The following is a 13530-nucleotide window of genomic DNA, read 5'->3' on the forward strand; positions in this document are numbered from 1 at the left end:
GCGCTACCGGGAGCGTGCGTGAACGCCAACCGATGTTGTTGCACGCCGCGACGCGACGGAGATGCGTCCGGTAGCGCCGGCCGTTGGCCGGCCCAGACGGTGCACGGTGTATCCGTTACGGCGTCAGCTCCACCACTTCGAACACCTCATCGCGCTGCGCATGCGCCCGCCACAACGCGGCCAGGGTCAACCCGCTGACCGGATCCACAAAGTCCGGCGCGATATCCGCCAGCGGCTTGATCACAAAGGCGTGCTTCAGCTCCGGGCGCGGAATGCGCAGGTGCCCGGGGCCTTCGACGATCAGGTCGCCATAGAACACCACGTCGATGTCCAGGGTGCGGTCGGAGAAACGCGGGCCGCTGCGGTCGCGCCCGTGGGCGTCTTCCAGCGCATGCAGCCACGTATCCAGCGCATCCAGTGGCAGCTCGGTCTCGATCGCCACGGCGTTGTTCAGGAAGGCCGGTCCGTCAAAGCCGACGGCGGCGGTGCGGTACGCCGGGGAGACGGTAATCGCCCCGAAACGCTGGCGCAGCGCGGCCACCGCGGCGTGAAGATGCTGTTGCGGCTGCAGGTTGCTGCCCAGGCTCAGTAGCACAGTGGTCATGGTATTCAGCGTGCGTGGGGCGAATCCACATGGTGCCGTCACGGCCACCGCATAGAATCGGGGTGCACATCATAGAGGGTTGTCATGACCTATTGCGTCGGCATCGAGGTGGATGAAGGCCTGGTCTTCGCCGCCGATACCCGGACCAACGCCTCCCTGGACGATGTTCGCGTGCATCGCAAGCTGCACGAGTTCGAGTTTCCAGGCCAGGCCGTGTTCGTGCTCATGGCGGCGGGCAACCTCGCCACCACCCAGCTGCTGGTGTCGCGGTTGCGCCGTGATGCGCAGGAGCAGCGCCCGGAGAGCCTGCTGGCCTACCGCCACCTGTTCGAGGTGGCCGAGTACGTGGGCCGGGTCCTGGTGGACAGCCAGGTCAAAAGCAACACGCCCGAGCACGGCCATGACGGGGTGAACACCCAGGCCACGCTGATCCTGGGCGGCCAGGTCGGCAACGAGCGCCCCGGGCTGTACATGATCTACCCGCTGGGCAATGCGATTGCGGCCTCGCCGGAGACCCCGTTCCTGCAGATCGGCGAGTCCAAGTACGGCAAGCCCATCCTCGACCGCATCATCCGCTCGCATACCCGTCTGGACGACGCGGCGCGCACGGCGGTGGTGTCACTGGATTCCACCGTGCGCTCCAACCTCTCGGTGGGATTGCCATTCGACCTGGTGCTGCTGCGCGCGGGCGACCTGCAGATCAGTCAGCGCATGCGGTTGTCCGCGGACAGTCCGTTGTATGCGGATATCCATGGCAACTGGTCACGGCGGCTGGAACAGGCGGTGGCAGCGTTGCCGCGGTTTCCGTGGGAGTCGAGCGGTCACGACCCACGGTCGTGACCTACCCCAGCGCCTCGGCCACTGAACGAAACACCTGTTGCATCTCCAATGGCTTGCGCAGCACGTGCACAGGCACGCCGGTGGGGAAGCGGCTGCGGCGCACGGGCACATCTTCGCTTTCCAGCACCAGCACCGGGCCGTGGTAGCCCAGCGCGGCCATTTCGCGCAGCAGCGAACTGGCCGACAGCAGCTTGGACCCGGCATCGGCGATCACCAGGGCGGGCATCGCTTCCTGCTGCATCCAGCGCAGCGCCGCTGCGCCGTCGCAGGCCAGCTGCAGGTGATAGCCCTGGCTGGACAGTGCGTTACCCAGCAGCGACAGCCGGGTGGCCTCGCCATCAACGACCAGGATCGACTGCCCACTGCCCGCCGCCACCGGCGCTTCCACCACCGGTGCGTCCGGCGCGGACACATAGGCCGGCAGCAGCAGGTCGAAGCGTGTGCCGGTACCGGGTGCGCTCTGCACCGTGATACGGCCCTGCGCGCCTTCGATGATGCGCTTGCACGACATCAGGCCCAGGCCGGTCCCGTTGGGCTTGGTGGTGAAGAACGGATTGAACAGGTTCGAAAGCACCTCCGGGCTCATGCCCGTGCCTTCGTCAGACACCGCGATGCGCAACCACGCCAGCCCCTGAGGATCGATGTCCGCCTGCGCCAGCAGGGTCAGGCGGCCGCCGTCAGGCATCGCCTGGATGGCGTTCAAGGCCAGATTCAACAACACCTGCTGCAGCTCGGTGTAGTTGGCATGCACGGTCAGTTCGGGGTCGGCCACGGCCAGTTCGAGCTCGACCTCCGGTGGCAGGTTGCTGCGCAACAGCAGCGCTACTGCCTCGAAGAGCATGGCCACCCGGATCGGCTCGCTGGGCGTGCGCGACCCACGTACGAACGACAGCATGGACTCGGCCATCTCGTGCCCGCGCCGCCCGCATTCGGCGATCACGTCGGCCAGATGTCGCAGCTGCGGGTCGTCGGTGCGGGCCTTGAGCAGGTCCGGCATGATCAGCAACGGCTGCAGGATGTTGCGCAGATCGTGGCTGAGGCCGGCGGCCAGCAACGACAGGCTTTCCAGCCTTTGTGCGCGCATCAGCTCGGCCTCGACCCGGGCCCGGTCCAGCGCGCCCCGCGCCTCACGCACCGCCCGCGCCACGGCGGAAGGGAGCCGCGCCGGCTGATGCTTGATGATGTAGTCGTTGGCTCCCTCGCGCAGGGCGGCCACGGCGACCTCTTCACCCAAGGTGCCCGAGACGAAGATGAATGGCATGTCCGGGTGGCTCTCGCGCACGATCCGCAGCGCGTCCAGTCCGGAGAAACCGGGCAGGCTCAGGTCCGAGAGCACGATGTCCGGGGTTTCCCGCGCGAGGGCCTGGCGCAGCTCGTCGGCGCTTTCGGCGCGCTCGAAGCTGGCGTCCAGCCCCGCGGCGAGAATCTGCCCGCTCAGCAGGGCCGCCTCATCGGGCGAGTCGTCCACCAGCAGGATGCGCAGATGTCCCAGGACCGGGCCGTTACGCGGCATGGCGTTTACCTGCAGGACCGGCAACCGCCCGCCCCGCCTTGAGATCGTCACTGAACCGCAGCGCCATAGCCCCTCGTCAGAGTATCCGCATCCCCGGCCTTCCACCCCTGTGGAAAGCGAAGCGGTGAATATACTCCACACCAACGTGAATGGGACTCCATTCAGGACAAATTAAGAAAAGAAAGGGCACCCGCTTGGGGTGCCCTTTCATCACAACCGGATGGCGGTGCTTCAGCGGCTGGCAGCGGCCGGCGACACCTTAAGCGCGGTCGCATCAACGCGCTGCACGCCCTTGATGCCCTTGGCCGTGGTCACGGCCTTGTCATGCTCGGCCTTGGTGGCGACATTGCCCTTAAGGGTTACCACACCATTGACGGTTTCCACTTCCACCTTGGTGCCCGGCACGTTGCTGCTGGCGAGCAGGTCCGCTTTGACCTTGGTGGTGATCCAGCTGTCGGACACCGGCTCAGTCGAGTCGTGGGTATCGGCATGGGTCATGGCACTGTGGTCCATGGCCTTGTCGCCGGTCTTCGGCGGGTCTTTGGCCATGACCGACGTGCTGGCGAACACCATGCCCAGGGCGAGGGAAGCGGCAAGCAGATTGCGGGTCTTGTTGGTCATGCGGATGTCTCCCGTGTTTGTGGAATCACTATGGAAGACCGTGCGTGGAAACTGCGTCGGTTTGGAATAACGCTGTTGTGAATCGACGCGGGCGATTCACAACGGTTCATGTTTCCGCAGTGCACCAACAGCGTTTACGATTATCTCGTTGTTTCCAGGAGTTTTAGGATGAACACGATAGCGCAGGTAGGTTTGATCGGTTACGGCCTCGCTGGAAGCGTTTTCCATGCGCCATTGCTGCAGCACACACCGGGATTGGCACTGCACAGCATTGTCAGTTCGCAGCGCGATGCGCTGATGCGGCGGTTTACCGATGTACACATCCACTCGGATGTGGAGCCGCTGCTTGCCGACCCGGCGGTCGATGCCGTGGTGATTGCCACGCCCAACGCGCAGCACGCGCCGCTGGCGATTGCGGCACTGCGCGCAGGAAAGCACGTGCTGGTCGACAAGCCGTTTGCGTTGAGCGTGGCGGAAGCCGAAGCGGTGGTTGCGGCTGCGCGTGAGGCGGATCGCGTTGTCAGTGTGTTCCAGAACCGGCGCTTCGATGCGGACTTTCTGACCCTGCAGCGATTGATTGCCGACGGAACGCTGGGCGACGTGGCCGAATGTCATTCGCACTTCGATCGTTTCCGTCCGCAGGTCCGCGACCGCTGGCGCGAGAGCGAGGCACCCGGTGCTGGCTTGTGGATGGACCTGGGGCCACATCTGCTCGATCAGATGCTGGTGCTGTTTGGGTGGCCGCAGGCGATCACCGCGGATATCGCTGCGCAGCGTGAGGGTGCGCGCAGCAACGATTACTTCCATGCGGTGCTGCATTACCCGCGCATGCGTGCGATCGTGCATGCGGGGTCGCTGGTGAGTGCGTCGGCACCGCGCTTTGCGGTGCATGGCACGCTGGGCAGTTACATCAAGGAAGGCCTGGATGTGCAGGAGGAGCAGCTGCGCGCTGGGGTTGCGCCTGGAGCACCGGGGTATGGGGTGGACCCGGTGCATGGCGTGGTGGTGAGGCAGGAGTCAGACGGCCGTGTGAGCCGGAGCACTGTAGATAATGTTGTCGGGGATTATCGGCGGCTGTATGCGGCGTTTGCGGGTACGGTGCGCGGTGAGGGGGACGCCACGGTGAGTGCCGCGCAGGCGTTGCAGGTGATGCGGTTGTTGGAGGCGGGGGTGGAAAGTGCCCTGCAAGGGAACCGGGTTACGTTGTAGCCGACACGCCTTGCGTGTCGGCACGTTTCGATCAGGGTCATGCGTTACCGGATGCTGGGTGTTTCACGGCCGTCGTCTATCGACCGACGCTACCAACGCAGAAGCCAGGACATGCATCGCGGATTGCGTCAGTCGGTTTTCATCTGGTGTCCGCCGAACTGGTTGCGCAGGGCTGACAGCATGCGGTCGCTGTAGGAATTGCCTTCGCGTGAGCGCAGTCGCTCCAGCAGCGAAAGGGTGATCACGGGCGCGGAGACGTCCAGATCGATGGCCTCGGCGACCGTCCAGCGACCTTCGCCGGAATCGGGCACGTAGGGTGCGATGCCATCCAGTTGCGGGTTCTTGTCCAGTGCATCCACGCTCAGGTCCAGCAGCCACGAGCGCACCACGCTGCCGTGCTGCCAGGTACGGGCGACCTCGGCCAGGTCGAGGTTGAACTCGGCCTTGCGCTGCATCAGCGCGAAGCCCTCCGCGTAGGCCTGCATCATGCCGTACTCGATGCCGTTGTGAATCATCTTGCAGTAGTGCCCTGCCCCGCTCGGGCCGACATGCGACCAGCCGCGATCGGCGGCCGGTGCCAGCGTGCGGAAGATGTCGCCCAGCCGCTCCACGGCCGCCTTGTCGCCGCCGATCATCAGGCTGTAGCCCTCCTGCAGACCCCACACGCCCCCGCTGGTGCCGCAGTCGAGATAGGTCACGTCGTCCTGCAGCAGCTGCGCGGAGCGGCGCATGCTGTCCTTGTAGTACGAGTTGCCGCCATCGATCACCACGTCGCCCTCGGAGAGGTGCGGCGCGAGCGATGCCAAAGTCTGGTCGACCACCTCGCCGGCCGGCACCATCAGCCACACCACGCGCGGTACCGGCAGCGCAGCCAGCGCGTCGGCCAGTGACGCACTGACCTCGAAGCCGCGCGCGGCGGCGGCACCGCGTGCGGCCTCGCCCGGGTCGACACCGATCACGCGGTGGCCGCCGCGATGCAGGCGCTCGGCCATGTTGGCGCCCATGCGCCCCAGTCCAATCATTGCAATGTCCATCAATCACCTTTGCTCGGGTTGCGAATGCGATGTCGACTCCGTCGCGCACTGGCGCAGACGGGCGTCGATCCAACGGCGGTACAGCGTGGTATGCAGGTTGTGCAGGCCCAGCTCGAAGGCGAATGGCGTCCGCGGATTGCGGTCGAGCAGGCGCACCACGTGGTAGCCCACAGGACGTATACCGCGTGGGTGCACATAAATCAGGAACCCCTGATAGAACGGATCGTCCAGCAAGGCGTCCAGTTCAGCAAGCACGGGGCGCTGGGCCGCCGGCAGCGCCTGGCGCAGAACCGGATCGCGCTCGAACAGCAGACGCTCGAAGCGCCGGGCGCTGTGTCCTGGCAGCTGCCGGGACAGCGCCCAGATGCGCCGGTTGATGCGGTCATAGTGCGCAAAGCCGCCGTGCTCGCGCAGCGCGCGTGCGGCCGCGTCGCTGACATCGACGATGACGAAGTTCTCGGCCTGGTTGGTGATGTCGTCCAGGTAGGTTTTGTCGAACACATGCTCGATGAAGCCGGGCGCGCCGACGAACGCCTGGCGACCCCGTTGCGCGGTCTGCACCGCCTTGCCATCGGCCAGGAATTCGCCGGCGTGGTGGCCGAGCAGGATGCTGTCGGTGTCGTGCAGGGTCAGGAAGGTGCCAATGGACAGCTCACCAGCACTGAACTCCGCATCGAACGCCGCATCTCCGTACAGCTCGCGCTGCGTGGCCAGCTGTGCCACCTGCCGCCCTACCCCGCATTCGCTGCGCACGCGGCCCTGATAGAACGCATCCAGCGCCACGCTGTTGCGGCCGGCCGGCTGATAGCCACGACCGAAACTGCGGAAGCCCTCCCAGCCCTGTGCACGACTGCCGCCGAGGCCAAAGCCGATCCAGCCCAATTGCAGCGCGGAGAAGCGATAGCCGGCATTGTCCTGCAGCCGCGTGGTGGCGCGACGCGTCGCCTGGCCCAGCTTGAAGGCATAGGCGCACACGGTGGCGGGGTCATCGATCAGCGTACGCAGGAAGAATTGCCGTTGCGATGCATCCCAGTGCTCCGGCAGCTGCACGCGCAGGTCGCCGGCAGCCCGCGCCGCCACGAGGTCGGCGCGCGCGCAGGCCGCGCCGCCGTGCACCTGCGGTACCGCCGATGTGGTGGTACCGATCTGCCAGCCCAGCTCGCGCAGCAAGGCCTCCGTGCAGTCCGCTGCCTGCGCAGCCGTCGCCAGCGCGGCCATCACGAGGGTGATCGTCAACCGGCGCAGGCGATGCACGGCAGCGTGCGCCCGCTCAGGCCTGCGGCGTCGGAACGTCCGTCGAAGGGGTGGCCTCGGGCACCGCCTCGGGCACCGGCTCAGGTGGGGTCGGCACGGTGGCGGGGGCCGGAGGTGCGGGCGGCGTGGCCGGAATGGGATCAGCAGGCGACTCGGCGGGCGACGGCGGTGGCGGTGTGCCCGCGGCCGCGGCGGGCAGGTACTGCTGCAGGCGCGCGAAGAAGCGCCGGTAGAAATCGGCATCCTGCACGGTGCTGCTGGCGACCTTCACCAGCGAATCGTCATTGCTGCCGAACGGCAGCGACACCGAACCGAGTGCGCCGACGCCCACGCTGGCCGAGGTCGGGCTCTTCTTCAGTGCATAGCGGTCCTGCACGGCGCTGATGAACACCAGCGCCTCATCACCGCGCGGCGCGCAGGAGATGCGCAGCACCAGCTGCTCGTGCTCATCGTCGCGCGGCTGGAAGTTCTTGTTGGCCTCGACCGCATCGCTGCCGTAGCGGGCAATCGCGTAGCCCTGGCTGAGCAGGGTGCGCCGCGCCGCCTCGCAGGCCGTGGCGGGCGAGCCGGGGACGGTGCGCGAGTAGGTGTCACCGGAGTCGAACGACTCGCGCAGCAGCGTGCTGTCAGCCGCGCGGCCGCCGCAGGCGCTGAGTGAGACGGCCAGCAGACCGGCCGGAAGTGCGTGGGAAAGCCGCATGGGCGCTCCTGCAGGAACGGATTCGCTCCAGCTTAGTCCTGCCTGCGTATGCGCGGGGTCTAGAAAACAAAGGGCCGGCGCTGTGGCCGGCCCTTCGTTATCGGTTGGTTCACGCCGATCAATCGGCCCAGCGACCCACTGCGGTCGACTGCGGCAGCACCTGTGCCGACAGCGGGCGGTCTTCGGCCAGCAGGTTGACCGCGTCGGCCAGGATCGAGGCCGACTCACGCAGCAGCGGATCCGGGCGCTTTTCAGCGGCCTTCTCACGTGCGGCGTCCTTGACGATGTCGCGCTCGTTGCCGGTCAGGCCGTCATCATTGCTGTCGTCAGCCAGCGGGTCCAGGTCCAGGCCCAGCTCCTTGCGCATGGCCTGGCGGTCCTTGCGCTGCTTGTCCTGGCGTTCCCGCTCGGCACGGCGCTCGCCCTCATTGAGCGAGATGTACTTCTTGGCCGCTTCGGTGCGGAACTGCTCCACGTCCTCGTTCCACCACTGGAATTCCTTGTCGCCTGCGATGCGGGCGGCATGGCGGGATTCCAGCTTGGGCAGCAGCGGACCGAAGTTGCCGTACTGGGTGTGCGGCACGGCGGCGATACGGGTCCACGGCAGGGCGTTGTCGTAGGTGCTTTCGCCGTACTCGGTGGCGTCCACGCTGGCCGGGAAGGCCAGGTCGGGCACGACGCCCTTGTGCTGGGTGCTGCTGCCACTGACGCGGAAGAACTGGGCAATGGTCAGTTTGACCTGACCAAAGCGCTGCGCTTCGCCGCTGGGCCAACGGTCCAGGTCGACGATGCTCTGCACGGTGCCCTTGCCGAAGGTGGTTTCACCAATGACCAGGCCACGGCCGTAGTCCTGGATGGCACCGGCAAAGATTTCCGACGCCGACGCCGAACCGCGGTTGATCAGCACGGCCAGCGGGCCGTCCCATGCCACCGCGTTGCTGGTGTCGTTGCGGACGGTGATCCGGCCACCGGATTCGCGCTGCTGCACCACCGGACCCTGCTCGATGAACAGACCGGTGAGTTCCACCGCTTCGTCCAGCGAACCGCCACCGTTGTTGCGCAGGTCCAGCACCACGCCGTCGAGCTTGTCGTTCTTGAAACCGGCCAGCAGCTTGGCCACGTCGCGCGTGGCCGACGTGTAGTTGGTGGGATTGTTACGACGGCCTTCGAAGTCCTGGTAGAAGGTCGGCAGCTTGATCACGCCGACCCGACGCTCGGGTTCACCGTTCTTGCCCGGAATCGTCAGGGTTTCGCCCTTGGCGGCCTGTTCTTCCAGACGAATCTTGTCGCGGGTGAGCACCAGCATGTGGTGCTTGCCATCCACACCTTCTTCCGCCGGGATGAACTCCAGACGCACCTGGGTGTCCTTCTTGCCACGGATCTTGGCGACGACGTCGTCGATGCGCCAGCCGATCACATCCTCGACCGGACCGGACTTGCCCTGGCCGACGCCGACAATGCGGTCACCCGGCTTCAAGGTGCCGTCCAGCGCGACCGGACTACCGGCAATGATCTCGCGGATCACCACCATGTCATCCTGGCGCTGCAGCTGTGCACCGATACCGATCAGCGACAGCGACATGGCCTGGTTGAAGTTTTCGGCGGTGCGCGGGGTGAAGTAATCGGTGTGCGGATCCACCGCGCTGGTGTAGGCGTTGAGGAAGAACTGGAACGCGTCTTCGCCCTTCAGTTCGTTGACCGACTTCTCCAGCGTCGCATAGCGCTTGTCCAGCGTCTTGCGGATTTCAGCCGGCTGCTTGCCGGCCAACTTCAGCCGCAGCCAGTCGTTCTTCACCGACTTGCGCCAGAGATCATCCAGTTCAGCGGTGCTGGCGGCCCACGGTACGTCCTTGCGGTCGTAGTCGAAGCGCTCCTGGCTGCTGAAGTCGAAGTCCTGCTTGAGCAGCTTGCGGGCATACCCCACGCGCTCGCCCACACGCCGCTTGTAGACTGCGAACACCTCGAACGCCGGTTCCATCTGGCCATCCTTGATGGCCGTGGCGATGTTGGCTTCAAACGGCGCAAAGCGGGCGATGTCGGCCTGGGTGAAGAACTGCTTGCTGCCATCGAGCGTCTCAAGGTAACGCTTGAACACGTCCTTGGAGGTGGCGGCGTCCAGCGCGCGCGGCCGATAGGCGTAGCGGCTGTCGGAAAGCAGCCCATACACCAGCTTGGAGGTGGTGACCTGGTCTTCAGTGGTGGCCGACGGGAGGGCCGGAGAATCGGCGTAGGCCGACCACGCCAGCGGCACGGTCAGTGCCAGGGCCATCAGGAATGCGGGGGCTTTGAATTTCATCAACTTGCTCATGGCACCTTGCCAAGGGGAAGACTGCGTGCAGATCAGACAACACGACAGTGCCGAAAGTTGCGGCGGATTTCCAGCCTAAACCGACGTCCGTATCGATTTGTGAACGTTCGGGGGCGTCAGGCGACGCCCGCCCCTTTTGCCTGGACGTCGGCGTGGTACGAGGAGCGCACCATCGGGCCGGAGGCCACGTGGCTGAAGCCCAGCTCGTAGCCGTAGTCTTCCAGCGCCTTGTACTCCTCCGGGGTCCAGTAGCGCAGCACCGGGTGGTGGTGGGCGGTCGGCTGGAGGTACTGGCCGATGGTGATCATGTCCACGTCATGGGCGCGCAGGTCACGCATGGTGGCGCGCACCTGGTCCATGTCCTCGCCCAGGCCGAGCATGATCCCGGACTTGGTGGCGATGGACGGGTGCTGGGCCTTGAAGTTCTTCAGCAGGGTCAGCGACCACTGGTAATCGGCACCCGGGCGGACATTGCGGTACAGGTCCGGCACGGTTTCGATGTTGTGGTTGAACACATCCGGCGGGTTGGTGGCCAGGATGTCCAGCGCGCGCTCCATGCGGCCCTTGCCGCGGAAGTCCGGGGTCAGCACTTCGATGCGGGTGTTGGGCGAGCTGGCACGGATCGCGCCGATGCAGTCGGCGAAGTGCTGGGCACCGCCGTCACGCAGGTCGTCACGGTCGACGCTGGTCACCACCACGTACTTCAGGCCCATGTCGGCCACGGTCTGGGCCAGGCTGGCCGGCTCGCCGGCATCCGGCGGCTTGGGACGGCCGTGGGCCACGTCGCAGAACGAGCAGCGCCGGGTGCAGACCTCACCGAGGATCATGAAGGTCGCGGTGCCGTGGCTGAAGCACTCGTGGATGTTCGGGCAGCTGGCCTCTTCGCAGACCGTGACAAGGCGGTTTTCGCGCAGCTTGGCCTTCAGGGTCTGCACGGCATTGCCCGAGGGAATGCGCACGCGGATCCAGGAGGGCTTGCGCAGCACCGGGGCGTCGGCGAACTGCACCGGCGAACGGCCGATCTTGTCACCGCCCAGCTGTTTCACGCCCGCCTGCAGCGGGGCGGCGGACGGCGTGTCACCCTGCACAACCTGCAGGGGAATGATGCGAGCGGTGGTTTCAGTCATGGCCTTGGTCGGCGGCGGTCAGGCCGCGTCAGTCAGATCGGGCAGTTCAGAGGTGGGCTGGAGGTCCAGGCCGAACTGGCGGGCCAGATGGCCCAGCAGTACCGGCTTGACGGCCGCCATGCCGGACGGCCCCCCCAAGTCTACCACCGAGGTCACCTGCAGCCCTTGGTAGCCACAGGGGTTGATGCGTCGGAACGGCTCCAGGTCCATGGCCACGTTGAAGGCCAGACCATGGAAGGTGCAGCCGCGGCGGACCCGGATGCCGAGCGCGGCGACCTTGGCCCCGGCCACGTAGACGCCGGGTGCCCCGTCCTGCCGTTCAGCGCCGATATTCCATTCGTCGAGGGTGTCGATGATGGCCTGCTCGATCCGGCAGACGTAATCGCGCACGCCAATACCGAGCCGGCGCAGCTGCAGCAGCGGGTAGATCACGATCTGGCCCGGGCCGTGGTAGGTCACCTGGCCACCGCGGTCCACATGCAGCACCGGGATGTCGCCGGGGGCAAGCACATGCTCGTCCTTGCCGGCCTGGCCCAGGGTGAACACCGGATCGTGCTCGACCACCCACAGCTCGTCGTCGGTGGCGTCGGTACGCGCATCGGTGAAACGCTGCATTGCATGCCAGACCGGGGCGTAGGGCTGCCGGCCCAGGTCACGCACCACCGCCGGGCGGGCGACGCGCTGCCCGGGGGCAGCGGCGTCCAGGGCGCACTCGCTTACAGCGTCCACTTCACTTCCGGGTGGTCGCGCAGGGCTTCGTGCGCGGTGTCGTACTGCTGGCGGTTTTCGGCTTTGAAGACCAGCCGGACCGAGACGTACTTGCCGTTGGACGAGGTCTTCCAGCTGATGCGCTCTTTCAGCACGTCGATGCCGGCGGCCTGCAGCAGGCGCGGAAGCTCATGCTCCAGCCCGATGTTGGCCGCGCCCATGGCGCTGAGCTCGAACTGACCGGGGAACTGGAAGCCGTGTTCAGGGTTGTCAGACTTGATTTCCATGGGCGGGATTATGGGGACGAAAACGACGAAACCCAAGCGTGGCGGGATCATGCGCACAGCGTCGCCCAACCGCACGTGAAAATCGGTCTTCACGGACGGCACAGTCCAGTGCATGCGCGGCGTTGAGGGGGCCTCACGTCTTCACTACGCTGTCTGCGCATAAAAAGAAGCCAATTCAGTCAGCGGAACCATCATGCGTTTGAAGCCTTATGCGTTACCGGCCGCGCTTGCCGGTGTACTCGCCGTGGCCGCGCCCGTCGCGCAGGCGGCCGAACAATGCGGACCGGATGCGATGCGGGACCACCCGCCGCAGGTCAACTTCCGGGTCGACAACGACCTCTTCGGGGGCGCCGACCAGGACCAGGGCTACACCAACGGGGCGCAGATCACCCTGGTGTCGCCGAACCTGGTGGACTACACCGATGACCCCTGCCTGCCGCGCCTGGCGCGCTGGGTGAACCGCCACCTGGAGCGGCTGGCCCCGGGTGAGTTCGAACAGCAGAACATGATCTTCAGCTTCGGCCAGGGGATCTACACGCCCAAGGACTTCACCCGCAAGGACCTGATCGAGGACGACCGCCCCTATGCCGGTGTGCTGGTGGGCAGCTTCGGCTACAACGCGCGCCGCGGCGATCGCCTGCAGACCACCCAGCTGGCTCTGGGCGTGGTCGGCCCCTGGGCGCTGGGCAAGGAGGTCCAGAACGCCGTGCACGACGCACTCGGCGACGAGAAGTTCCAGGGCTGGGACAACCAGTTGCACAACGAACCGGTGATCATGCTCACCCACGAGCGCATGCGCCGCTGGCCGGCCGATGCGACCGAGAATCTGGGCGGCTGGGGCTGGGATGCGATCAGCCACTACGGCGGTGCGGTGGGCAACCTGGCCACCCATCTCAACGGCGGCGGCGAAGTGCGCTTCGGCTGGAAGCTGCCGGACGACTTCGGCAGCACGCCGCTGCGCCCGGCCGGCGAGAACACCGCGCCGACCCGCGGCGGCAAGCCCAGTGGCTGGTCGTTCCACCTGTTCGCGACCACTGACGCGGCCTGGGTCGTGCGCGATATCACCTTGGATGGCAACACCTTCCGCAACAGCCACAGCGTCGACAAACGCCCGTTTGTGGCCCAGGCCGGGTACGGCCTGGCGGTGATGTACAACCGCTGGAAGTTCGCCCTCGCCCGCTACCACAGCACCCGCGAGTTCGACGGCCAGGAGCAGTCGCCGATCTATGGCAGCTTCACGATTTCGAGGTCGCTGTAAACGAGGGTTCACCTCGGTAGCGCCGGCCGTTGGCCGGCCCATGCATAACCGAGGGCCGGCCAACGGC

At 66.3% G+C, this 13530-nt stretch carries 13 protein-coding genes; 3 read left to right on the top strand and 10 right to left on the bottom strand.

Features of this window, described 5'->3' with window-relative positions:
• Positions 1 to 115: 115 nt before the first annotated feature.
• Entirely contained in the window at positions 116 to 604 is a 489-nt protein-coding gene (folK, locus tag QMX83_RS15400) for a 2-amino-4-hydroxy-6-hydroxymethyldihydropteridine diphosphokinase (RefSeq protein WP_282297516.1), read from the bottom strand.
• An 84-nt stretch (positions 605 to 688) separates the two neighbouring features.
• Between folK and QMX83_RS15405 the strand changes: the two genes are divergently transcribed.
• Positions 689 to 1444 carry a 20S proteasome subunit A/B gene (locus QMX83_RS15405; RefSeq protein WP_282297517.1) on the top strand — a complete coding sequence of 252 codons (756 nt, stop codon included), beginning with the start codon at positions 689 to 691 and terminating at the stop codon, positions 1442 to 1444.
• Position 1445: 1 nt separating this feature from the next.
• Here QMX83_RS15405 and QMX83_RS15410 read toward each other — a convergent pair whose 3' ends face one another.
• Both QMX83_RS15410 and QMX83_RS15415 read right to left on the bottom strand, forming a co-directional pair.
• Entirely contained in the window at positions 1446 to 2957 is a 1512-nt protein-coding gene (locus QMX83_RS15410) for a response regulator (protein WP_282297518.1), read from the bottom strand.
• A gap of 231 nt (positions 2958 to 3188) precedes the next feature.
• Entirely contained in the window at positions 3189 to 3578 is a 390-nt protein-coding gene (locus tag QMX83_RS15415) for a BON domain-containing protein (RefSeq protein ID WP_282297519.1), read from the bottom strand.
• A 168-nt stretch (positions 3579 to 3746) separates the two neighbouring features.
• Between QMX83_RS15415 and QMX83_RS15420 the strand changes: the two genes are divergently transcribed.
• Positions 3747 to 4787, top strand: a complete 1041-nt coding sequence (locus QMX83_RS15420; RefSeq protein ID WP_282297520.1) for an oxidoreductase — start codon at positions 3747 to 3749, stop codon at positions 4785 to 4787.
• Between the two features lie 128 nt (positions 4788 to 4915).
• On the opposite strand, the gene gnd is transcribed toward QMX83_RS15420, so the two are convergent.
• The 7 genes from gnd to QMX83_RS15455 form a co-directional block, all read right to left on the bottom strand.
• Positions 4916 to 5821, bottom strand: coding sequence for a phosphogluconate dehydrogenase (NAD(+)-dependent, decarboxylating) (gene gnd, locus QMX83_RS15425; RefSeq protein WP_282297521.1), 906 nt, complete (start codon positions 5819 to 5821; stop codon positions 4916 to 4918).
• Between the two features lie 3 nt (positions 5822 to 5824).
• A complete protein-coding gene (locus QMX83_RS15430) occupies positions 5825 to 7039 on the bottom strand; it encodes a hypothetical protein (RefSeq protein ID WP_282297528.1) in 1215 nt (404 codons plus the stop codon).
• A gap of 52 nt (positions 7040 to 7091) precedes the next feature.
• The gene (locus QMX83_RS15435; RefSeq protein WP_282297522.1) at positions 7092 to 7775 is read right to left on the bottom strand and encodes a DUF2242 domain-containing protein; all 684 of its coding nucleotides are present in this window, start codon (positions 7773 to 7775) and stop codon (positions 7092 to 7094) included.
• 118 nt (positions 7776 to 7893) lie between these two features.
• The gene (locus QMX83_RS15440; protein ID WP_282297523.1) at positions 7894 to 10071 is read right to left on the bottom strand and encodes a carboxy terminal-processing peptidase; all 2178 of its coding nucleotides are present in this window, start codon (positions 10069 to 10071) and stop codon (positions 7894 to 7896) included.
• 128 nt (positions 10072 to 10199) lie between these two features.
• Positions 10200 to 11210 (bottom strand): lipoyl synthase, encoded by a 1011-nt coding sequence (gene lipA / locus QMX83_RS15445; protein ID WP_282297524.1) that lies wholly within the window; start codon positions 11208 to 11210, stop codon positions 10200 to 10202.
• A gap of 18 nt (positions 11211 to 11228) precedes the next feature.
• On the bottom strand, positions 11229 to 11939 hold the full coding sequence (lipB, locus tag QMX83_RS15450; protein WP_282297525.1) for a lipoyl(octanoyl) transferase LipB: 711 nt from the start codon (positions 11937 to 11939) through the stop codon (positions 11229 to 11231).
• Complete coding sequence (locus QMX83_RS15455; protein WP_282297526.1) at positions 11927 to 12205, bottom strand: DUF493 family protein; 279 nt, start codon at positions 12203 to 12205, stop codon at positions 11927 to 11929. Before QMX83_RS15455 ends, lipB begins: the two co-directional genes overlap by 13 nt.
• A 193-nt stretch (positions 12206 to 12398) precedes the next feature.
• Between QMX83_RS15455 and QMX83_RS15460 the strand changes: the two genes are divergently transcribed.
• On the top strand, positions 12399 to 13463 hold the full coding sequence (locus QMX83_RS15460; protein WP_282297527.1) for a lipid A deacylase LpxR family protein: 1065 nt from the start codon (positions 12399 to 12401) through the stop codon (positions 13461 to 13463).
• Positions 13464 to 13530 lie beyond the last annotated feature (67 nt).

It is taken from the genome of Stenotrophomonas sp. PS02289, assembly GCF_029960115.1.
Classification (GTDB): domain Bacteria; phylum Pseudomonadota; class Gammaproteobacteria; order Xanthomonadales; family Xanthomonadaceae; genus Stenotrophomonas.

What these genes read in the sequence shown, in the direction of transcription:
- QMX83_RS15405 (WP_282297517.1), top strand. Translation starts at nt 689, where the DNA reads ATGACCTATTGCGTCGGCATCGAGGTGGATGAAGGCCTGGTCTTCGCC.
- QMX83_RS15440 (WP_282297523.1), bottom strand. Translation starts at nt 10,071, where the DNA reads ATGAAATTCAAAGCCCCCGCATTCCTGATGGCCCTGGCACTGACCGTG.
- folK (WP_282297516.1), bottom strand. Translation starts at nt 604, where the DNA reads ATGACCACTGTGCTACTGAGCCTGGGCAGCAACCTGCAGCCGCAACAG.
- QMX83_RS15430 (WP_282297528.1), bottom strand. Translation starts at nt 7,039, where the DNA reads ATGGCCGCGCTGGCGACGGCTGCGCAGGCAGCGGACTGCACGGAGGCC.
- QMX83_RS15415 (WP_282297519.1), bottom strand. Translation starts at nt 3,578, where the DNA reads ATGACCAACAAGACCCGCAATCTGCTTGCCGCTTCCCTCGCCCTGGGC.
- QMX83_RS15410 (WP_282297518.1), bottom strand. Translation starts at nt 2,957, where the DNA reads ATGCCGCGTAACGGCCCGGTCCTGGGACATCTGCGCATCCTGCTGGTG.
- lipA (WP_282297524.1), bottom strand. Translation starts at nt 11,210, where the DNA reads ATGACTGAAACCACCGCTCGCATCATTCCCCTGCAGGTTGTGCAGGGT.
- QMX83_RS15435 (WP_282297522.1), bottom strand. Translation starts at nt 7,775, where the DNA reads ATGCGGCTTTCCCACGCACTTCCGGCCGGTCTGCTGGCCGTCTCACTC.
- QMX83_RS15455 (WP_282297526.1), bottom strand. Translation starts at nt 12,205, where the DNA reads ATGGAAATCAAGTCTGACAACCCTGAACACGGCTTCCAGTTCCCCGGT.
- QMX83_RS15460 (WP_282297527.1), top strand. Translation starts at nt 12,399, where the DNA reads ATGCGTTTGAAGCCTTATGCGTTACCGGCCGCGCTTGCCGGTGTACTC.
- gnd (WP_282297521.1), bottom strand. Translation starts at nt 5,821, where the DNA reads ATGGACATTGCAATGATTGGACTGGGGCGCATGGGCGCCAACATGGCC.
- QMX83_RS15420 (WP_282297520.1), top strand. Translation starts at nt 3,747, where the DNA reads ATGAACACGATAGCGCAGGTAGGTTTGATCGGTTACGGCCTCGCTGGA.